At 64.5% G+C, this 20,544-nt stretch carries 21 protein-coding genes; 4 read left to right on the top strand and 17 right to left on the bottom strand.

The annotated features are described in order from the left end of the window. Positions 1-196: 196 nt before the first annotated feature. The 3 genes from GLL_RS14060 to GLL_RS14050 are packed head-to-tail and all read right to left on the bottom strand — an operon-like array spanning position 197 to position 3,231. Positions 197-652, bottom strand: a complete 456-nt coding sequence (locus tag GLL_RS14060) for a putative molybdenum carrier protein (protein ID WP_011142723.1) — start codon at positions 650-652, stop codon at positions 197-199. A 3-nt stretch (positions 653-655) separates the two neighbouring features. Beyond that, complete coding sequence (locus GLL_RS14055) at positions 656-1,372, bottom strand: hypothetical protein (RefSeq protein ID WP_011142722.1); 717 nt, start codon at positions 1,370-1,372, stop codon at positions 656-658. Positions 1,373-1,413: 41 nt separating this feature from the next. After that, a complete protein-coding gene (locus tag GLL_RS14050; RefSeq protein WP_011142721.1) occupies positions 1,414-3,231 on the bottom strand; it encodes a DUF885 domain-containing protein in 1,818 nt (605 codons plus the stop codon). 152 nt (positions 3,232-3,383) lie between these two features. On the opposite strand from GLL_RS14050, the gene GLL_RS14045 reads away from it, so the two are divergent. Next, a complete protein-coding gene (locus GLL_RS14045) occupies positions 3,384-3,680 on the top strand; it encodes a hypothetical protein (protein WP_011142720.1) in 297 nt (98 codons plus the stop codon). Then, positions 3,677-4,027 carry a hypothetical protein gene (locus GLL_RS14040; protein ID WP_164929087.1) on the top strand — a complete coding sequence of 117 codons (351 nt, stop codon included), beginning with the start codon at positions 3,677-3,679 and terminating at the stop codon, positions 4,025-4,027. Before GLL_RS14045 ends, GLL_RS14040 begins: the two co-directional genes overlap by 4 nt. A 77-nt stretch (positions 4,028-4,104) precedes the next feature. Here GLL_RS14040 and GLL_RS14035 read toward each other — a convergent pair whose 3' ends face one another. The 4 genes from GLL_RS14035 to GLL_RS14020 all read right to left on the bottom strand — a co-directional run bounded on the left by GLL_RS14035 (position 4,105) and on the right by GLL_RS14020 (position 7,922). After that, entirely contained in the window at positions 4,105-4,662 is a 558-nt protein-coding gene (locus GLL_RS14035; protein ID WP_011142719.1) for an RES family NAD+ phosphorylase, read from the bottom strand. Then, positions 4,659-5,027, bottom strand: coding sequence for an antitoxin Xre/MbcA/ParS toxin-binding domain-containing protein (locus GLL_RS14030; protein WP_011142718.1), 369 nt, complete (start codon positions 5,025-5,027; stop codon positions 4,659-4,661). The genes GLL_RS14035 and GLL_RS14030 overlap by 4 nt, the downstream gene beginning before the upstream one ends. Positions 5,028-5,096: 69 nt before the next feature. After that, complete coding sequence (locus tag GLL_RS14025; protein WP_011142717.1) at positions 5,097-7,391, bottom strand: tetratricopeptide repeat protein; 2,295 nt, start codon at positions 7,389-7,391, stop codon at positions 5,097-5,099. A 69-nt stretch (positions 7,392-7,460) separates the two neighbouring features. Next, positions 7,461-7,922, bottom strand: a complete 462-nt coding sequence (locus GLL_RS14020; RefSeq protein ID WP_011142716.1) for a hypothetical protein — start codon at positions 7,920-7,922, stop codon at positions 7,461-7,463. A gap of 127 nt (positions 7,923-8,049) precedes the next feature. Between GLL_RS14020 and GLL_RS14015 the strand changes: the two genes are divergently transcribed. Continuing rightward, complete coding sequence (locus tag GLL_RS14015) at positions 8,050-9,183, top strand: hypothetical protein (RefSeq protein ID WP_011142715.1); 1,134 nt, start codon at positions 8,050-8,052, stop codon at positions 9,181-9,183. A 230-nt stretch (positions 9,184-9,413) separates the two neighbouring features. Here the strand turns inward: GLL_RS14015 and GLL_RS14010 are convergent, their stop codons facing one another. Beyond that, positions 9,414-11,165, bottom strand: coding sequence for an ABC transporter ATP-binding protein (locus tag GLL_RS14010; RefSeq protein WP_011142714.1), 1,752 nt, complete (start codon positions 11,163-11,165; stop codon positions 9,414-9,416). Next, positions 11,162-12,913 (bottom strand): ABC transporter ATP-binding protein, encoded by a 1,752-nt coding sequence (locus GLL_RS14005; protein ID WP_164929086.1) that lies wholly within the window; start codon positions 12,911-12,913, stop codon positions 11,162-11,164. Before GLL_RS14005 ends, GLL_RS14010 begins: the two co-directional genes overlap by 4 nt. Positions 12,914-13,430: 517 nt before the next feature. On the opposite strand from GLL_RS14005, the gene GLL_RS14000 reads away from it, so the two are divergent. Further along, positions 13,431-15,095: an acyltransferase family protein gene (locus tag GLL_RS14000; protein WP_011142712.1), complete on the top strand. Its 1,665-nt coding sequence runs from the start codon at positions 13,431-13,433 to the stop codon at positions 15,093-15,095. A gap of 183 nt (positions 15,096-15,278) precedes the next feature. Here the strand turns inward: GLL_RS14000 and GLL_RS13995 are convergent, their stop codons facing one another. The 8 genes from GLL_RS13995 to GLL_RS13965 all read right to left on the bottom strand — a co-directional run bounded on the left by GLL_RS13995 (position 15,279) and on the right by GLL_RS13965 (position 20,517). Further along, positions 15,279-15,959: a metallophosphoesterase family protein gene (locus GLL_RS13995; protein ID WP_011142711.1), complete on the bottom strand. Its 681-nt coding sequence runs from the start codon at positions 15,957-15,959 to the stop codon at positions 15,279-15,281. Positions 15,960-15,992: 33 nt separating this feature from the next. After that, positions 15,993-16,325, bottom strand: a complete 333-nt coding sequence (locus GLL_RS13990) for a hypothetical protein (protein ID WP_164929085.1) — start codon at positions 16,323-16,325, stop codon at positions 15,993-15,995. Positions 16,326-16,486: 161 nt separating this feature from the next. Then, positions 16,487-17,059, bottom strand: coding sequence for a Maf family protein (locus GLL_RS13985; protein WP_011142709.1), 573 nt, complete (start codon positions 17,057-17,059; stop codon positions 16,487-16,489). 2 nt (positions 17,060-17,061) lie between these two features. Next, positions 17,062-17,223 carry a hypothetical protein gene (locus GLL_RS22855; RefSeq protein WP_011142708.1) on the bottom strand — a complete coding sequence of 54 codons (162 nt, stop codon included), beginning with the start codon at positions 17,221-17,223 and terminating at the stop codon, positions 17,062-17,064. 38 nt (positions 17,224-17,261) lie between these two features. Beyond that, a complete protein-coding gene (lpxD, locus tag GLL_RS13980) occupies positions 17,262-18,299 on the bottom strand; it encodes a UDP-3-O-(3-hydroxymyristoyl)glucosamine N-acyltransferase (RefSeq protein ID WP_011142707.1) in 1,038 nt (345 codons plus the stop codon). A gap of 67 nt (positions 18,300-18,366) precedes the next feature. After that, positions 18,367-19,647: a hypothetical protein gene (locus GLL_RS13975; protein ID WP_011142706.1), complete on the bottom strand. Its 1,281-nt coding sequence runs from the start codon at positions 19,645-19,647 to the stop codon at positions 18,367-18,369. Between the two features lie 3 nt (positions 19,648-19,650). Further along, complete coding sequence (locus GLL_RS13970) at positions 19,651-19,926, bottom strand: hypothetical protein (RefSeq protein ID WP_011142705.1); 276 nt, start codon at positions 19,924-19,926, stop codon at positions 19,651-19,653. 57 nt (positions 19,927-19,983) lie between these two features. Beyond that, on the bottom strand, positions 19,984-20,517 hold the full coding sequence (locus tag GLL_RS13965) for a shikimate kinase (RefSeq protein ID WP_011142704.1): 534 nt from the start codon (positions 20,515-20,517) through the stop codon (positions 19,984-19,986). Between the last annotated feature and the right edge of the window lie 27 nt (positions 20,518-20,544).

Raw genomic sequence — 20,544 nt, 5'->3', positions numbered from 1 at the left:
TAGTCGACACGCGTCGTGCAGGCCCTGGAAAAGTAAGCCCATCCCACCCACACAGTCTCGTTCTCACCTCGCCGTGAAGTCCGGGGGGTGTCGGGGGGCCGGCAGCCCCTCGACGCGGGGAGGAGGAGAGCGCGAGAGGGGAACCCGAAGGGGGTTCCACCTCTCGCACCCACAGATTGTCGTGCCAAGCCAACTGTCAAGTTTCAGGTTTCAGACAGCGGTGCAAGAAGGTAAAGGCGCGGTCGTAGATGCCTGCGCAGGTACTCGCGCGCGGTCCGGCCACGTTCAGGATGCGGATCGACTGCTCTCGCAGCCAGGAGCGCACCGGCTCAAAGTCCAGTGTGCCGGCCAGATCGACGACGAGATGAGGTTTTGCCAGCTCACAGGCAACGCGCACGGTAAGTGCTGTGCCCCCGGTCGGTTCGCCGACCGTCAAGATCAAAGTGCCGTCCGCATCGCGCACGTTCCAGGCAGTGCGCTGGGCAGGATCGCTAAGCGGCGTCGGGACGAGGGGATAGCTTTCAGATATTGCCCCGTCCTCGGCCCAGCGTCCGGCCGGACACCAGCCGCCGATTGCGATCCCCAGAGCGCGAGCGACATCGAGAGCGGCGCGGTCCACCCCCGTCTGCCCCCCCGAGACGATCCGCTCCACCGCCTACTCGGGCAGGCCGCTCTCGAGCAGACAGCCGGCCATCGAGTAGGAAAGCGCGTCGATGTAGAACAGGCATTGCTTCTGCAGCGCGACATCCTGAGCGTCCACATAATGGCTGAGCAGAATAAAACCGTTCTCGCCGTGGGTCCGCTCGACCTCGCCCGCGCGCGATTCGAGCCAGGCCGCTTCGCGGGGCGTCACCCCGTAGCGCTCGACAGAAGCCTTAAACAAAGGCTCGATCATATCCGGCACCAGCGCTTCGATACCGACGTTCAGGGCGGCGGTACCCACCTGCCAACCGAGATCCGTGCTGTAGATGGCCGAGCGCAACAGCGCGTCGTGATGAATCCAGACGCGGTGGGGCCGGTAGCTCCACGGGTCGGCCTCGATGAGATCGGCGGGGCCGCCGAAGGCGCGCACGATGCGGGCGAGAAGGTCGGCGTCGCCGTCTTTGTCTTCGCTCTGACCGTCCAATACCAAGGCCGCCTCCGGGGGGCGCTTGGCAAACAGGTGGGCGACGTGGGCGCCGAAGGCAAGCAGATGCCACATCAAACCCGAAAAATAGCGCTGGGCGTCCTCGGGCCGGGCGCTCCCCTGCTGCATCGCCAGGACAAACGGGTGGGCGAGCATTGTCCGGCGGCGCGGTTCGAGGATTTCGAGGCGGGCTTTTTCAAGCCAGGGAGCATCGGTTTTTGGGGTGGCTGAGGCAGCGGTTTGCATGGGTGATTAGAGGGGTCGCTTCCCCTGCATTTTGCCAGCATTTAGCGCCCGGTCGGGGCGGCAGCGGTGCCTACGAATTGCTCCAGCACCGCTTTTCGCAGCAGTTCCGGCGGCAGCAGCCCCTGCGCCAGGATAAAGTCGTGGAACTTGAGCGCCTCGAAGCGGTTACCCAGAAGCTTTTCGGTCTCTTTGCGCAGGTCCGTCAGTTTGGTGTAGCCGTAGAAGTACGACGTCGCCTGACCGGGCATGACAAAGGTGTAGCGCTCGACTTCCTGATTGGCAAAAGCTTCGGAGAAGACGACATCTTTTTTGAGCACCCGCAGCGCCTCCGCCGGGGTCACCTTGCCCAGTTGCAGTTCAGGGTCGAGAAAAGCGCGGGCCGCGCGCAACAGCCGAAACTGCAGCGTGAACAGCTGCCCCTGCGCCGGGATAAAAGGTTCTACGAGTGCCTCGGAGTAGAGTCCCCAGCCCTCGATGTTGGTGCTGTTGAAGGCGTAGATGGCCCGCGCCGAGGAGACGCCCTTTTCGATCAGCGAGGCAAACTGCAACTCGTGGCCGGGCCGGGCCTCATGGGCGGTGAGCGTCCAGGCGACCGCATCGAAGGTAAAATCGTCGAATTTTTGGGTGCTGCCGGCTTTTGAACCCGCGGCGGCCGGGATGTTCAAAGGCAAGACGAACTCGCCCTGCTCGCCTTTGTTGCCCACCAGGCGCGGTGGGCGCATGTTGGGGGCCGGAACGGCGGCACTCTCGGCGGGGCTGGCAATCCGGATGCGGGCGGGCCGTTCGGGCAAGGTGACCAGTTTTTCGCGCCGGATGATCGTTTCGAGATCTTTGAGCCGCTGCAGGTACAGCGGCAGGATCGCTTCACCCACTACTTGCTCTTTTTTTAGCTCGCGGATGACATCGCGGTAGTCGGTGGCGCTATAGCCTTTGGTTTGGGCCACCTGGAGCGCCACGGCCTGCATCTGCTTCTGGATGTCTGCGAAGGCGGCGCGCGCCTGGGCTGCCAACTGCGCCGGAGGGACATCGACACCCAACTGCTCCAGGGCGAAGGCGTAGCGCTCAGGCGGCAGGCGAAAATCGCCGCGCGCTTTGGGTAGCACCTCTTTGCGCACAAAAACGTCGTAGGCGGCCAGCTGCGCCTTGAGCTTCGCGTAATCGGCCTGGTAACCCTCCAGATTGTACTTTTTGAACAGTTCGCCGATGCCTTCGACAAAAAAGGCGTTCTGGGCCAGATCCTTTTCGACCTCGGCTTTGAACGGACCGGTCAGACCAGGGGTGGCAAGCTGCTCGCGCACCCGCTGCTCGGCCAGAACGGCTATCGGGGTATAGCCCGCTTCCGCGCCCGCATAGCGCCTCAGACGCACAAGCGCCGCCTTGCGCCGCTCGGCAGGCACCTGGTCGTCGAGGAGCACCCGCAGGCCGCCGAAGACCAGCTGCGAGACATTGACGTAAGCAATGTCGTACTTGCGGCGCAACTCCAATAGGCGCAGGTTGTCGCGGGCCGCCTTCAGCAAAATCTCCAGGTCCTGGCGCACCAGCGGATCTTTTTCGACCGCCAGCCGCTTTGTGAGCGTCTCGGCGGCCTGCACAAAAGCCTGGCGGTTGCGCTCCAGCACCCCCGCTCCCAGATCGGCAATCTTTTCGTCGTAACCGTCCACCCCCAGACCGCCCGCTCCTTCAGGATTGAAGCGCGCTTCGACGGCGAGCATGACGTCGGTATTTTTGTTGCTGCGCTCGACCCAGGCGGCGGAGGCGGTGCTCACCGGGGCACTGCCCGTCTGGGCGACCGTCGGCGCGGTGGGCAGGACAAGTAGGCAGGCGGTCAGGGCAACAGCGGCGGTACGGATGGGCAGCATGGCGATCCCGGCGAGTGGTCAGACGCAAAGGCAACGCCCACGATAGTACGACAGACTGGGGTCCACGGTCGCGCATTCAAAGTCCAAAAAGTTTCATGTAATTCAACTATTCGTCCCTGGCCGCCGGATGGGCGAGCAAGTAGGCTGGGTGCATGCTCGTACTGAACTGCCCGGACGGGGCTGTAGCCCGCGATGTGGCCGAAGTGCTGGCTTCCGCCAGGCTGCGCTTCAAGCCGGTGCGCGGCGGGGCGGGTAGTACAGGGGACAGCGGTCAGGTGCATCTAAACGTGTTGCGCGATGACGTGCGGGTTTACGTGGGCGATCCCCCCGGCACCGAAGTCCTGCACTGCGAGCTTTCGACCCTGGTCGTTCAACTGTTGCCCCGGCACCTGGTGGCGAATTTGACAATCGTGCCGTTCGAGTTGTCGAAGGGCGAGAATTCTTTATGAACGACGAGCTTTCGAGCAAGGCAAACTCCCACCCCGATGAGCCAGGCTCCCCAGACTCGGATGCCATGCTCAGCAAGTATGACTTCAGTCAAGCGAAAGGTCCCGTGCGCAGCAAATATTATGGTCGCTTTGACACTGGCCGCCGTGTGCGAGTTGCCCAGGATGGAACAGGGCAAATAGCGAACACTCAGGATGCTCTCAAGATCGTGCCTGAGCTAACTGCTGAGGTAGAGGGGCTGCGACGGCTGGAACAGGCTGTGCGTGAAGCAAAAGAAGCAGGACAGTGGTTGCCTGTCGGCGTACTGGCCGCTCTGGCTAATGTCGAACGCCGCCAAGATGCTTCCTGAAAGCTCCTTTTTGAAATCCGAAGTTCCGGAAATCGTGACATGCAGAGTTACATCAATATTGGTGGGGGTGATTGCTGTTAGGGACTCCACGAGCGTTGATCTTTCGGCAGATCGCCAATGGGATCGAGGACTTCCACCTGTCTTTCGGGTGCATCGTTCCATCGCCACAGCACGATGTTGATTCCGCCATTGAACTGGGCCGACGGCACCCGCACACCGCTGGCCCCGGCCGCAAACAGCTTGCTTGCGAGCGTCCAGGTCGGGGGAGTGTCCTTGCGAATAAGGGCGATTTCCCTCCACGCGCATGGCAAAGTTTCCTCGTTTACCCCAAGTTCAACGAGCACCGTGGGATCACACAGATCTACCACGCCCGCCACCAGAAGGCGGTAGGCGCAAAACGTGCCCGGTCGCACGTACAGTGTCTGCTGATACTCCGCGAACGCTGTGTCGATGGATTCGGAGAGATACAAAGCAGGCACGCCTTTGGGATTCCACCTGCCGCCATTGCGGGCCGCCCCCTCCCCCGAGAGTGGTTGATACGCCCATCTCGGGGCAAGGATGCGCCAGCACCTTTTCTCGTACAACAAGCAGGCGCGCAGGGGAAGGGCCGCTCCGGCTTCGGCACCGAAGTTCAAGCGTATACCCCGTCGTCAAGCATATCGAGGTAGGTCTCCACTGCATCAGCGTGCCCCTCAGCCACCAGTTGCGCCGCAGTTTTGTGGTCAAAGCCCGGTAGCGGCTCAAAGCGAAACCAGATCACAGCCCGGTTCGCCTCCCCCCCAATCATTGCGGCGGCGCGGGCGATGATCTTGGCCACCCGCCCGAGCCTGCTCTGCACCTCAGGCGATTGCGGCCGACGGCTGAGGGTGTTGCGGTGCAAGTGCACGATTTTCGCAAGGTCCGTCATCGGCAGCTTCATGGCCCCACTCATACGCTGCGGAGAGATCCATCCCGACCCTGGTTCCACTACGGCTTCCAGGAAAGGCGACAAAGCGACCATAAGCTGCTCTACAAGTGCACACTATGCTTATTGCTAGCACACAAGCCCACGAATAGGCAAAGAGCGCCCCTAGTCGGCCCGCTCCTGGGCCAGTTCCCGGCTCAGTTCGCGCGCCGCTTCCAAACTGGTGTGCCGCAGACGCTCGAAGGTGGTGAGGGCCTGCTCGGCCAGATCCCGCGCCTCGGAGCGGCGGTCGAGGCGGGCCAGAACCCGGGCAAGCCGAAAATGGCCTTCGGCCACCAGATCCCGGCGGTGGATGGCCTCGGCCAGTCCCAGTCCTTCTTGCAGCCAGCGCTGCGCCAGGGGCAGATCCTGCCGGTGCAGGGCGACCAGACCCAGGTTGAGGGCGATGCTTGCGCGCTCCTCCTGCAGCTTGTGGGCCTGGGCGTAGGCCTGGTGGTAATAGGCGTGGGCGCGATCGTACTCTTTGCGATCGCAGGCGACGCTGCCCAGGTCGTTGAGGACGGTGGCCAGCTGGCGCACGCTCCCTTGGGCGCGGCAGTAGTAGAGCACCGCCTGCAGGTGCACCTCGGCGCGGTCGTAATCGCCCAGCGCCCGGGCGCGCAGACCCTCCCAGCGCTGCCGGTAGACATCGACCTCGTCTTTGATGCCGCACTGGGCCGCCGCGTACAACAGTCGCTGCATCCAGCGCTCGGCCTCCTCCGGTTCGTTGCGCGCGTAAGGGCCGTAGACCCACACCAGGCACTGGGCGCACCACACCGCCCCCAGCCACTGCTCGGTGGCGGTGGCGAGGTCGAAGCCCTGTTTGCCGATCTGCACCAGCTCGTTCCAGTAACCGCGAAACCACAAAAACCGCCGCAGCGCTCGAATCAGCTCTGGCAGCATCGCGGCGGCACGCTTTTGCAAGGGTGTGAAGCCGTTGCCGCCCGTCTCCTGCAACCACATCAAGCAGCCTTCGAGGTTGGGCCACTCCGATTCCAGCCGCTCGTAACCGGCAAAATCCTCGGGATGGTCGCCGCCGTGGGCGCGGGCGAAGGCGAGCCAGGCCTGGGCGTAACGAAAGCCCGTCTCGGTGTCGACGCGGGTGCGCGCCAGGGCACGGGTCAGGGGCAACAGGTGAAAGCGCTCGTGCTCCGCCTCGCTCTCGGCGAGGGACAACTGCACCAACCGCTCGCAGGCGGTGCGCACCGTCTCGCCGTCCAGGCCGCTTGCCGCCGTGAGCAAATCCAGCGACGCCGGGGCGCGAAACAGCGCCAGGGCCGCGAACACCCGCTGGTCGGCCGGGCTTGTCTGCTCGAGCGCCTCGGCAAAGACAAAGCCGTGCAGGTCGCTGGTCATGGCGGCCTGGCCGAGCAGATCCAGTACCCGTGCGCAGCTGTAGTCTTTTTCGGTCATCAGGCGCACAGTCCAGCGCAGGGCCAGCGGCGAACCGCCCGCCGCTTCGTACAGTTTCTGGGTGCCCACTTCGCCCAGGGTGTCGACCAGTTCGCGCACGGCCGCATCGCCCTCGGCCAGGCGACCGAACAATTCCTGGGCCGTCTGCCAGGGCAGACGGTCGAGGCGGACGGTCACCGCACTCTCGCCGGAGCGGCGGCGGCTGGTGACGATTGCCTTGCAGTCGCGCGGCAGGCGCCTGAGAAATTCGCCCACCTCCTGGCGGTCCTCGGCGCTCAGCGTTTCGAGATTGTCGAGCACCAGCAGGGCGCGGGTTCCCTGCAAGGTGCGTTCCAGGTGCTGGCGCTTTTGTGCAGTGGAACTCAGCCGGTGCACCTCGGTGCCCAGCAGCCGGCCCAACTCGTCGAGCAGCGCATCGAGGGAAGTCGGAGCCAGGGTGTCCTTTTGGACGCCGCGGGGGGTGAGCACCGTCGTCTTGGCACTCACCCACAGGTAGGCGCCGAAGCAGCCTTCGCGGCGGCAGAAGTGAGCCACCGCGAGCGCCAGCGAGGTCTTTCCCAGTCCCCCCTGCCCGTCGATCACCACTCCCCAGCCGCGCTCCTGGGGGCTGAGCCCCTCCAGACACTGGGCAATTTCTGCCTCCCGCCCCACGAACAGGTCGCCGGGCGGTAAATTGTCGACCAGGGGGGCAAGGTTGGCGGCCGGAACCGCCGTCGCCGGGGCCAACCGTGTCAGGCAATCCTCCAGGCGGTCGCAGCGGTCGAGTTGCCGGTCCACGTCGATGAGCAGCTCTTTGAGGGCGGAGCTCATCGGATAGTCGGCGGCCAAGCCGTCCAGGTCATGCAGCAACACGCGCGCCAGGCGCAGCTGTCTTCCGAGTTTTTTGCTTTGATCGAGCAGGACCGGATGGCGCTGCTTTTCGATGTCGTCGATGGCGTCGTCCAGTTCGTCAAGCAACGCCCGCGCCCGCTTGTACTCGCGCGTCAGGTTGCCGAAAGCCTCTTGCATGGTCCATTCTCCAGTTCAAAAGCAGTGCCCGAATTCGCTTCGGGCACTGCGCGCATTGTCTGTCGGGGTTTAAGCGGCGTTTTCAGAAGGCACTTCGAAGACCAGGTCTTCGCCCAGGCGCCGGGATGCACCTCCTGGGGCGAATGTCGAGAGATCCAGCTGTGCCCCGGAGTCGATCAAGTTGACGTCGTAGGCGGCAATCGCCTGCTCCGCCGCCGAAAGCTCGCTGTCCGCCTCGGCCACCGCGAGCGATGCGAGCCCTGCCGCCGCCTGGAGGGCCTCTTCGAGCGCCTGCACGTTGGCGGGCTCCATCAGGGTTTTAAATTCGCTCAAAGCTGCATACTCGTGTCGAAGGGCGGCATGTTCGCCCTGCAGGCCGCTTAGGGCCTGTTGCGCCTGCTGAAACTGGCCGAGCAAATGCAAAAATTTGCGCTTCAGTTCGGTGTGTTCGTCTACCAGCGTGGTGTGGCGTTCGTCCAGTTGAATGTAAGCCTTGCTCAAGCGTAGGTACTTATCGCTCAGCAAATCCATGAATAAGGTGCTCCTGCGTTTTGGCCGGTGTGAAGTTGGGAACTGTAACAAATACTACTACAGCCCCATTGCGAAGTGCGTGGCGAGGCTCTGCTAGCATAGGGCCGCACAACGACCGGTCCATTGTATGAGCAATCTCCCAGTCTCCGGTGAGGAGCAGATCCTGGCGCAGGGGCCGCTGGCCGATTGCAGCGACGAGCAGTTGGTTGTCGGGGCGGGCGCATCGCCTCTGCACCTGTGCGCGCTGCACCGCCGCTTCGACGGCCTGGTGCGCAGGCTGCTTGCCGGGGTGGAACCGGGGCGGCGGCGGGAGGCCCATCAGCAAGTCTGGTTTGCCGCGTTTGCCGAGTTGGAGGCCGGGGCGGCACGGCCGCTGCCGGTGGCCGGGTGGCTGGAGCGGTTGGCCGAGCGGCCGGCCGAGAACGCCCCGCCGGTGCCGGGCGACGTTTTTTTGCCGGCGCCGCTTGCCTGGTATTTGAGGCGTGCCTGGCGGGAGTTGCCCGCGCCGATGCGGCTGGTGCTGGTGTTCGTCGAGGTGGAGCGGCGATCGCCGGAGGATATTGCCAGGTTTTTCAGCGAGCGGCAACTGCCGACCCATCCGGTCCAGGTGGCCATCCGCTACGAGCAGGCACAGCAGAAGCTGCTGGTGGGGATACCTGCGCCGGTGCGCGCGGTGTACCTGAGCGAAGCGCTCGACTGTTTGAGCCTGGTGCCCTGGCTTTATCCGAATACTGATGAAGAACTGGCCGCCTTTGAGTCCTGGCGGCGCGAACGGGAGGAGCGCGAGCAGGAACAGCAGCCCCAGTCGGCGGCGGTGCTCGCGCCGACCCGGCGCCCTCCTCGGCTGCCGGTTTGGCTGGGACCGGCGGCGGTGGCGGCCGGACTTTTGGCGGTGGGTGTGGTCGCGCTGCAAGCTCCCCGGCCCAGTGCAAATACGCCGTCGTCGGTTCCGATGGTCCCGCCCCCGGTGCAGCAACCGCCGCCGCTCATCGGTAAGTCTGCAGCTCCCTCCCCACCCGCTGCCGTCTCCCCGCCACCGCCCCCCTGGAGTGGAAGAACGTATCTACTGGTGGCCGATCCGGGGCCGGCCGGTCTGGCCAAATTGCGCCGCGTCGATCGCGGGATTTTCTACCGTCAGCACCGGGGCAAACCCCATGTACAAGTTGGTCTTTACAGTACCCGGGAAAAAGCCCAACCCGCCGCCGCAAAAGTCGCACAGCTGGGCTTCACTTCAATTCTGACCCCTGCCATCCTGCCCTAAAGTTCGGGCTCACCCCTGCGGTGTGGTAAAGCGCTCCTGAAGTCCGAATTTGTGGGATCTATGCTGTTGCACACGCGCGATCACTTGAGGAGCTAGGCAATGACCAGGCAACAGTGGGGTGGGATCACGCTGCTGCTGACGCTGCTGGTCATTTTGCCGGCGATTTCCATTTGATCCTGAAGACACTTGGCCTGTGCGCACCATGCATCCTGCGCTTGGAGGCACTGCCGCTAACTATCCGTCTCCCACAATTCGCGCATCTGGGGGCAGGTGGCAAGCAGTGTTGCAAGATCGCCCCGGGCAATCAGGCGGCCTGCGTCGACGAGCAGAATTTGGTCGGCCCGGCGCAAGGCGGCGCGGCGGTGGGAGACCACCAGACAGGTCAGATTCGTCCGCACGAACAGCCGCTCCCACAGTCGGCTTTCGGTCTCGACATCCAGAGCACTGGACAGATCGTCGAAGACGAGCACTTGGGCGTCGCGCACGAACATGCGGGCGGCGGCGGAGCGCTGCACCTGGCCGCCGGAGAGTTTGACGCCGCGCGGACCCACCACCGTCTCCAACCGGCGCTCCAGCCGCTCGACATCCTGCTCCAGGACCGCCGTGTGGATCGAGCGCGCGAGGCGGCCATCTTCCTGGGCGGAAAATCCTTGCAACAGGTTATCCTCAAGGGTCTCGCTAAATAGCCGCGGCACCTGCGGCGTGTAGGCGCAGCGCGGCGGAATGAGAAACGAGGCCGGGTCGGTTACCAGCGAGCCGTTCCAATAGATTTCGCCAGATTCGCGCGGCAGCAGGCCGAGAAGCACCCGCAGCAAAGTCGTTTTTCCGGCGCCGATGCGGCCGGTGATCACCGTGAAGGAGCCGCGCGGCACCGCGAAGGACATTCCCGCGATCCCCCGCTCGCTACCCTGGTGGCGGTAGGCCAGATCCCGCACCTCCAGCGACTCGAAAGTCTCGCAGCGCTCGGCCGGAATCACCGCGGGCAGCACCGCACCGAGGTAGACGGGGTCGGGGGCCACCAGCGCTTTGGGGTCCGTCCCGGCCAGCATCTCGGTGAGGCGCCCGAAGGAAACGCCCACTTTTTTGTGGTCGGCAATCGTATGGCCGAAGGAATACATCTTGTCGGTGAGGCGAATCAGATAGGAGACAAACAGGGCAAAGTCCCCCACGCTGAAAGTGCCTGTGCGCAGCGAGGAAGCGGCCAGAAGCAAAATGCAGCCGATGCCGACGTTGAGGACCGTCTCACCCAGCGAATCGAGCAGTTGCGAAAACAGGTTGTCGCGCAGACTGGCTTGGCGCCGCCTGTCGTTGATGAGCCCGAAGCGCCCAATGACCCGCTCCTCGGCTCCGGCGAGTTTCACCGCCTGCACGGCCGTAAAGATTTCACCCACAAATTCGGTGACCGTGCCGGTGGCGGCCCGGCTCTCGGCGCGGTAGCGGCGCAGGCGCTCTCCCAGCAGGTTCACCAGGACCAGAAAGCCCACCAGCGGCAGGATGACCGCCCCGGTGACCACCGGGTTGATGCTCAGCATCACCGCGAGGGCGAGCACCGCAAAGAGCGCTTCCCCCCACAGGTCCACCCAGCTTTCGAGGTAGTCGACCACCTCCTGCACGTCGTCGCGCAGACGGCTGATTGCTTCTCCCGAAGAACCGGGCAGCACCCGTGCACCCGGCCCTTGTACCAACCAGGCCAGGATGTTGCCCCGCAAAAGGGCCGCGATCGTGTAGGAAAGCGTTGCCCAGATATACCAGCCGCCCCAAAAAGCGCCCATGCGGGCGACCGCCAGGGCCACCAGCAGGGCGACCGGCGTCCAGACCGAGGCGGTGGCGCTCCGGCCTGCGCCCAAGGTGTCGAAAAACGCCTGGATCACCAACCCCGCCGCGAGCGGGAGCAGGTGAAAAGCTCCCCACACCAGGGCGTTGAGGATAAATAGCCCCCGCCGATAGCGCAGGATGTACCCGAAAAATCCCCAGGTGCTCATACCAGTACTTCCTCCAGATCGGTGGCCAAAAGCCGGGCGAAGCGCGAGCGGGGATCGGCCGCCAGTTCGGCGCGCGGACCCGATTCGAGGATGCGGCCCCGTTCCAGGATCAAAATCCGGTCGACGCGGCGGACGGTGCTCAGGCGGTGGGCGATGATGATGCCGGTGCGACCGGCCAATAGACGGTGCACGGCCCGCTCGATGCGCGCCTCGGTGGCCGGGTCGAGGCGGGAGGAGGGTTCGTCGAGGATGACCAATCCCGGCTCTTTGAGCAGCACGCGGGCAAAGGCCAATAGCTGCGCCTCCCCGGCCGAAAGGCCCCGACCGCCGCTTGCCAGTTCGGTGTCGAGTCCCTGGGGCAGACCCGCCAGCCAGATTCCCAATTCCGCCTGCTCCAGAGCTTCGCGAATGCGCTCATCGGGAACAGTCGGGTCAAAAAACGTGACATTGTCGCGCACGCTCGCCCGAAACAACTGCACATCCTGGGTGACCACGCCGATGCGCTCGCGCAGCGCCGCCCCACCCAGGGTGCCCACGTCCAGGCCTCCCAGCCGGACGCAACCTGACTGCGGTTCCCACAGCCTGAGGAGCAGCCGGGTGAGGGTGGTCTTGCCGCTGCCGGTGCGGCCGAGCAATCCCAGCACCTGTCCAGCGGGCAGCTCGAAGCTCAGTTGTTCGATTACCGGTTTGCCGGGGGCGTAGGCAAAATCCACGGCCTCGAAACGCACCGCGAGGGCACCGTCGCTCGGCGATCCTTTGCCCACGGCGGCTTCTACCAGGCGGCTTCGGATCTGCGAAAGTTCCACGATGCGCCCGAGGCTCGCCGCGGCCCGCTGCAGGTCCTGCAATTCGCTGGTCAGTTGATCGAGAGGGCTTTGCAACAGCTCGGTGTACTGAAAAAACAGATAGGCCGTCCCGAGGGTGATCGCTCCGAGCAAATACAAGTAAGCCCCCAGACCGAAGGCGAGCACCGAGCTGAGGGTAAAAAGTCCCAGGGTGATAAGCCAGATGAGCGAGCGGCGCATCGAAGCTCGCCGGCCGCGCACGAACAGCCGCCCCATCACCTGCCAGAAGCGGCGCATGGTGTAAGGACCGGCGCCGTTGGCACGCACATCGTCCAGTCCGGCGAGCCGCTCCTCCAAAAAGCCGAACAATTCGGCGCTCACCTGGCGTTCCTCGCGCACCGCCTCCACGGCGATGTCGCGGCTTCTGGCCAGGGCCAGGGCGCTGAGGGCGACAAACAGCGCGAGTGCAATCCCCGCGCGCCAGTCCTCCACCGCCACCACCGCCACCACTCCCACCAGCAACAGCGCCGAACCGACCACCTGCAAAAGAAACTGCGAAAAAAAGTTCGATAGCGCCGTGGCGTCACCGTCGATGCGCTCGATCAGTTCCCCCGGGGTGCGCTCGTGGTGAAAACCCATGTCAAGCCCCAGGCAGTGGCGGGTCAAATCGGCGCGCAGACGGTTGGTGGCAGTCCAACCGACGTTCTCACCCACCCAGGTGACCGCCACGGTGCAGATTTGCTGCACCAGCCCGACCGCCAAAAACACCGCCCCCGCCCCCAACAGCGTGGCCAGCGGTAACCCAGCCAGGGCCGCGTCGATAAAAAAGCGCACCACCTGGGGGCCGACAAGCTGCAATCCGACGCTGATCAGCAGCAAAGCGATCAACAGCAGCACCCGCGGCCACTGCGGCCACAGATAAAGCGACAGAAACTCCCGGTACTGCCGGAATGTCACGTTCATAAAATTCACCGATGGTATTTGCCGGGTAGGGCGCACCCGCGCGCAAAACGCCTGGGCCTGGAAACTATAGCCAGAACGCAATTCGAGGGCGGTCCGCCTGCGGTGCAAAAGCAGAAAATCGATCTAGCCGGGCGAATGGCTCCGCCCAGGCAGCGCGCCGCGAAGCCGGCCGTGCTGTGGATGGATTAACATTCGCTCCTCCTGTTCACGCCTGAGCGAGCGCATAATACATGTGTAGTATTGAGAATAACAGGGCGCCCGCTCCTCTGTCAATCGGCTGCGCATCGACGTCTGTCGCCAAACCTGGGAGAGCACCTGCTATGCTGCATCCGGATCTTGTCTCGCCATCGCCTCAGAAATTCCATCCACACCGCGCAGTCACGACCATACACAAGATCTGCGCCCCGCCCTGACCAGCCCGCCGCCCTGCCGGTCTCCACGACAGCGGTGGCGCACCCCGCTCGCCTTGGGATCGCTACCGACCTGAATAGCCTTCCACACCACAGGAAAACCGCTGATGAATCCCGTACAAACGGTCGCCCTGGGGCAGGCGCAGACTTCCCGCCGTCACGAACTGGACTGGCTCAAGGTAATCGTCACCTTGCTGGTGCTGGTCTTCCACACCGCCCGGGTCTTCGACAATGAGGACTGGAATGTCAAGAACGACCCGCTGCTGGAGCGCCAGGGTGCCATCCTGGCTTTATTCGAGCGCGGAAAAACTACGACCGCACCCCTCGCCACCCCCCGACAAATCGCGGATTTGACGGGTGCACGCCACTTCGATGCGGATCAGCGCGCATTTCTGGAACAAATCGCCCTCAACCGCGACCGCTTCGTGCGTTTCCCGGCTGAGATCCAGACGGGTTTCGTCTACCGCGATAAGGCCACTGCGGCTTTTGCGGCCCTGCGCGAATTGGCGGGGGACCGGCCGCTGGTCGCCCTCGCTCCCAATCCCGGCCTTGCCCGCTTGTTGCAAACGGAGACCCGGATCCCTTCCGCAGCGTTCGATGGCTGGATGGGACCGCGCCGGGGGGAGATCGTTCTTGTCGACTACGCGGCCATCCCGAGCGGCAGCGCGCTCGAACAGTTTTTGATGCGCGTCGAGCGCGCCGGGGGCCGCGCCCTGCTGGTAGGCCAGCCCCAGGCGCCCGCCGCCGATGTGTTGGTCGCTTTTTTGAACCAGTGGTTCATGCCGCTCTTTTTTGTGCTCTCCGGGGTGGGCACCTGGTTTGCCCTCGGTTTTCGCTCCGCCGGCCGCTATGTGGCGGAGCGCTGCAACCGGCTGTTGGTACCTTTTGTGTTCGGCTGTCTGGTACTCACACCGCCCCAGGTTTACTGCGAAGCGCTGCGCGATCCGGCTTACCGCGCCTCGTTTGCCCAGTTCTACCCGAGCTTTTTTACCTTCCTCGGCCCGGACGCCCGCTTCTCCTGGGGACATCTGTGGTTCGTCCTCTACTTATTCATCTTCTCGCTGGTGGCGCTGCCGATATTCCTGTGGCTGCGCTCCGAGCCGGGGCGGCGGTGGATAGCCGCCCTCGCCGGCTGGTGCGAAAAACCGGGGGTGATTCTGCTGGCGGGATTGCCCCTGGCCCTCAGCGAAGCCATCCTGCGCATCCGCTGGCCGGTGCGCAACAACCTCTACGACGACTGGGCCAACATCGCCTACTACCTGCTGTTTTTCCTGTACGGCTATTTGCTGTGCGCGGACCCGCGCTTCGGGCAGGCGATCGACCGGCACTGGCGGCTCGCCCTGGCTGGGGCAGTTGTGCTGATGGCAATTTTATTTACCTGGAGCTTCACCAACAGCGCTCCCCTGGAAGGCTACACGCCCTTGCTGGTAGGCGTCATGTTCGTGCGGGGGCTGCGCGCCTGGCTGTGGGTGGTGGCCATCCTCGGCTTCGCCCGCCGCTATCTGGCTTTCACCAATCCGCTGCTGCGCTACAGCGGCGAAGCGGCCTACCCGTTTTATTTACTGCACCAGACGGCGATTATTGTGATTGGCTTCTGGGTAGTGCGCTGGAGCACCGGGGCGTCCGAGAAATTTCTGATTATCGGCTTCGGTTCGCTGGCGGGGTGTCTACTTATCTACGAACTGCTGATCCGGCGCATATCTGTGACCCGCTATCTGTTCGGACTCAGGCCCAAACCTGCCTCACCAGTCACCGCGGTTCATTCCGGTTAAGTAGGAAGGGTTTATCCCTCTTCGCGCAACTGCTTCGAATTCTCGCTCATCCACGCCTGGAAGCTGGGGTAGCGGGCCGTCCCGGGATACCAACTCGCCAACTGCCAGCACTCCCACTCTCCGTCCGGTGTTACCACTTCCGGACACAGAAATAGGATCGAAACGTCTCCCCAGTCGCTATGCCTAACACAATCGCCGCCAGGTAATCGTCCGCTCGTCGGTATCGAACAGACCGCACACCGATGGGAAGCGATCGAAAAGCAACTGCGACGTGTTACCGCAGTTGAGGATGTAGTTGGCGTCGTCTCGATCGAGGGTGAAGGTGACCTGGGTGCGCTCGGTGCCTCGCCAGGGATCGATCTCTTCAAAGCTGCCGTCGGCGTGACGGATGTGGATGCGGGTGCGGTGGGTATGGCCGCTCAGAGTTACCGGAACCGGTGCGTCGGCGTGGATCTGTTCGATTACCGAGCGGGCGTATAAAAGGCCGTAGCGGTCGCGGTAGCAGGCGTGGACACAGTAGACACCGGGGGCCGCTTCGAGCGCGTCGGGCAGTTGGGCCAGATATTCACGGTTGGTGTCGGTGAGGCGCGGCTGGGTGAGGGAAGTGTGCAGTTCGGATTTGGGGTTGAAGAAGACCAGGCCCGGATCGCGGCCGTAGTGGACGGCGCCGTGATCGTGGTTGCCTCCCACCGTCGGGATGGCCAGAGAACGCACCAGGTCCACCACTTCGTTCGGCCGCTGACCGTGGACTACCAGATCGCCCAGGCACACAAGACTTTCGGCACCAAGCCGCTCCAGTGCTCTCAGCACTTTTTGAAGCGGCTCCAGGTCGCCGTGCACGTCTGTGAAGATACCGAGTTTCAAGCGCGCCCGCGAAAAGTGCCTGCGTCCACAATGCTAGCCGCTGTTCGGAGAAAAGATCCGGGCCGCCGGGGAGGGCCGCCGCGATTGCTCCTGCGGATTGCCTTTTGGGGTCTCGCCGCCCGGAGCCACCCGCTTGAGCCGGTATTTGACCACCTGATTGCCGCGAAAAATCGTCAGTTCCAGCACGTCCCCCTGCTGGTCGATGCGCACCTGGGAACCTTCTAGAGGCGGTCCAGAGAGCGCCTTGAGCTTTTGGCCGTCGTAATCGACCGTAAGCGAGACCGCCGCCCCCGTGCCGGGGCCGCTCACCACCTGGCCCGTGCCCTGCCAGACTTCGGCGTGCACAGGGGCAATACACACACTCATCCATACGAATACAATGGCCAGGACCCAGAAGCGAACGGACTGCAACATGTGGGGGAAGCAGAAACTGCTCCGCGTGCAAGCCCCTTTATCCTATCGTCAGGGTCTACCCCATCGGGGGGAATCGAGCCCACTGCCCTTTGCGCAAAGCCGTAGCCTTCGACCTAGAAAACCCGCCGGTCGAACTCGGCGAGCAAGTCGACCAAAAGCGGCAGCGACAGACCGACGACGTTGCTGTAGCAGCCGTCGATCTGCTCGACCAGGGCCGCTCCCAATCCCTGGATGGCGTAGCTGCCCGCCTTGTCGAGGGGTTCACCACCCGCCACGTAGGCGGCAATTTGTGCCGGGGTCATGGCGCGCAGTTTGACCCGGGTGGCGCGCTCGGCCACCCGCCAGCGCCGCTCCTCCACCAGGGCAATACCCGTATAGACCGTATGCCATTGTCCCTGCAGTTCGCCCAGCATGCGCCCGGCGTCCGCCGGTCCTGTGGGTTTGCCGTAGATGCGGCGGTTGAAGACCACCACCGTGTCGGCACCCAAAATTAACTCGGCCGGGGCGCGCTTCTGGACATTGAGGGCTTTGCCAAGGGCGTTCTGGACCACCAGCTGTTCGGGCGGCAAGGCCGGGTCCATGCGTTCTTCAAAAGCACTGGGCTTCACCTCGAAGGCTACGCCTATCTGAGAGAGCAGTTCGCGCCGACGGGGTGAAGCGGAAGCGAGCAGCAGACGCACCGTCATCGCTAAGCCAGACCCATCCAGCGCAGCAGGCTCTGACCCGTCTGCGCTTCGATAATCAGCGTGAGGACAAATCCGATCATGGCCAAGCGACCGTTCAACTGCTCGGCGAAGGGGGTGAAGCCAAACATTGGCTCCTTGGAAGGTTCGTCCTTGGGTTCAACCATCGGTCCGGGCCGCAAACATCCCTGAAACTAGCACATTCTCAGTGGTGGCCGGAATCGAGCCGCTGCTGCAACAAAGCGACTTTGCGCTGCAAATCGCGCAGGTTTTGAAACAGTTCCGGCAACCTGCGGATGAGCGCCGAGGTGCGCAGCCACAGGGCGTGGGGCAGGGCCGGGGAACCGGAGACGACGGTCCCCGGCTCCACATCGCTTGGGATGCCGCTTTGGGCCGAGACCACGGTGCGATCGCCGATCGCGGCGTGACCGGCCACTCCCACCTGCCCGGCCAGCACGACATTGCGGCCGAGTTTGACGCCGCCCGCGAGGCCCACCTGGCCCACCAGCAGGCAGTGCTCGCCGATCTCGCAGCCGTGGCCCACCATCACCAGGTTGTCAATTTTGGTGCCCCGGCCGATGTGGGTAAAACCGACCGAGGGCCGGTCGATGGCAGCGTTGGAGCCGATTTCGACTTGATCTTCGACGCGCACGTAGCCCGATTGGGGCATCTTGTGCCAGGTGCCCTCGGGGGTCGGAACAAAACCAAACCCTTCGCCACCCACCACCGCCCCGGACTGGACGATGCACTCGTCACCGATTTTGGTGCGCTCGTGGAGGACGCAGTTGGCATGAACAACCGTGCGCACCCCGATGCGCACGTCGTTGTAGATCGTGCAGTTGGGATAGATCACAGCTTCAGGCCCGATCGTGACATCGTCTCCAATGACGACGTAGGCCCCCAGGTGTACGTTCTCGCCCAGTTGGACGTTGGCACCCAGAATGGCGGTCGGGTGAATGCCCGGTGCCGGCCGGCGCGGCTGATAGAACAGTTCCAGGGCGTGGGCAAACGTGAGGCGCGGCTGCTCGCTGCGAATGCAGGGCACCTTGGAGACCGGGGTGCGCCAGTCGAGGATGAGCGCCTCGGCGCGGGTGAGTTTGATAAAGCGCGCGTACTTTTCGCTTTCGATAAAGCTGAGTTCGCCGGGCCCGGCCTGCTGGATCGAGGCCAGACCGCGAATTTCGACATCCGGGTTGCCCTCTACCGGGCAACCGAGGTGTGCCGCCAGTTCCCCAAGTTTCATCGCGCTGTTGTGTGGTGCTCAGGGGAATTGTGCCGTATTCGAGCCGACAACCGCAAGCATCCGGCGATCAGGCCGGCTGGCTGCCGGCCAGAGTCGCCGCGGCCAGATCGACAAAAGCGCGGGCGGCCCCGTCCGGCCCCATCGCCTGGCGCAACTCGCAGGCGACCGCCCGGCGGCGGGCCGGATCGTCGAGCCACTCTTCGACGATGGGCAACAAGTCGCCGGGGCAGAGGCGGCGGCACAGTTCCGGCACCAACATCCGCCCTGCCCGGATGTTGGGCCAGGCCAGAAGCCCCAACCGTCCGACCAGGCGCTTGTTGATGGCCGCGGCGATCGAAGCGCCCAGGCGGCCGGGTAGACCGCTCAACAGGCCCGGCACGCCGTCCCAGGCGCGCATCGCATCGAGGCGGTTGGTGGGGATGATCACGATCATCGGCACCCCGAGGATGCCCAGTTCGGCCGTATTGGCCCCGACCGTGGTGAGGGCCAGATCGCTCTGGGCCAAAAGGTCGTAGGCGGGCCGCTCGAACCAGAGGCGCACCTGCGCCCCGCCGGGGCTTTGCAGGTACTCGACGCCGCCCTGGTCGCGCACCAGCCGGCCGCTCAGACCCTCCACCAGAGACAGGTCCGGATTGCCGGGTCGGGCAAAGCGCTCAAGGTCGGCGGCGGCGAGCCCCGGCGCCACCGGCAGCACAAAGTGCAGCCCCGGCCGCCGCCGCGCCAACCCTTCGACAATCCCCAACATCAGGGGGATGCCCATCGAGAGCTTGGCGGGCTTCGAACCCGGCAGCAGGGCGAGCAGTTGGGCCGCATCGTCCAGTCCCAGGGCCCGGCGCACCTGAAGGCGGCCGCCGGCTCCCGTCGAACGGGCCGCGTCGATCATCAAGTCACCCACCACCTGAAACTGGCCCGCGAAGCGCTCGCGGCCCGAGCGGGCGCGTACCTGCTCCTCGCGCAAGCCGAAGCGATCGATAAACCGCGTCCAGCGCGCCTGCCACTCGGCGTAGGCGACGATCGGATAGCCCAACCGGCGGGCGACGATCACCGAGAGCCCCTGATCGCCTCCCAAGAACAGCACCAGACCGCGGCGCGACCAATCCCAACCGGCGGCGGTGCGGCCGGTGAGCAAAAAGCGCCCATAGGCCCGTGCCGGTTGCACGCGGGCGACGCCCGGTATCGAGAGTGCCATCTGTTCTTCCTTGCCGGAGCTGTTGCCGTCGGGGGCCAGGATCACCGACAGGCGGGCCTGCGGCCAACGGCGGACCAGTTCGGCCACCACCGGGCGCACCCAGGTGTTCAGTTCACCGGGGCCGTTCGACAGCAGCACGATATCGAGCGGTTCGCTCATGATTCAGGGCCGATCCCGGCGCAACTCGGCCATCAGGGCAGCCAGCGCCTCGGTGTTGCGGCGTGTGAGCAGGGCCGCCGCCTCGCTTGCCTCCGCCGCCCGGCGCACCCCCTCGACCACCACCCGGGCGGTATGGGCGAGTTCGGTGACGGCCCGCCCCTGCTCGATAAACCCGGCAGCCAACGCTTCGATGCTTTGGTGCTGCCGCTCGGCAGTCTCCGCCTGCCTTTCGCCCACGGCACAAAGCCGCAGCAGATGCGCCTCCAGTCGATCATCCATGGCCGCCTCCCAAACTTTGCTTCAGCCTAAGGGTGCGCGCGGACGCCTGTCCATGTTTCACGGAGCACTGTCCTCCGCCAGACGCGCCGCCAGACAGCGCAGCGTCTCCTCGGCCACTGCCGGCGGCAGTCCCGCCGCGCTCACGCGCACGTCCGCCTGGGCGTAAAGCCTGGCGCGCTCGCCCAACAGTTCGACCAGGCGCAGGTGCCTGTCGCCGCCGGCAAGCAGGGGCCGGGTGCCAGGTTCGTGCTCCACCCGCCCGAGCAGCGTCTCGATATCGGCGTCGAGCCAGACGACCACTCCGTGGTGCAAATAGCCCCAGTTGCGCCGGGCGAGCACCACGCCGCCGCCGGTGGCGACGACCAGACGGGTGTAGGCGCTCACCTCGGCGAGCACCCGGCTTTCGAGATCACGAAAAACCGCTTCGCCCTCGCGCTCAAAAATTTCGCCCACCCGCTTGCCGCTTACCTGTTCGATGAGCGCGTCGAGATCGACAAAGCCGTAGCCCAGCTTTTCAGCGAGCAGCCGGCCCACCGTCGATTTGCCGGACCCCATCATGCCGACCAGATACAGACTGACACCCTTCAGCATGGAGCGATCTTACTCCAGCGGGCGCTG

The sequence above is a fragment of the Gloeobacter violaceus PCC 7421 genome, assembly GCF_000011385.1.
GTDB classification, from domain to species: Bacteria; Cyanobacteriota; Cyanobacteriia; order Gloeobacterales; family Gloeobacteraceae; genus Gloeobacter; species Gloeobacter violaceus.
The sequence above is the reverse complement of the archived record's forward strand: the minus strand, read 5'-3'. Positions and strand labels throughout refer to the sequence as shown.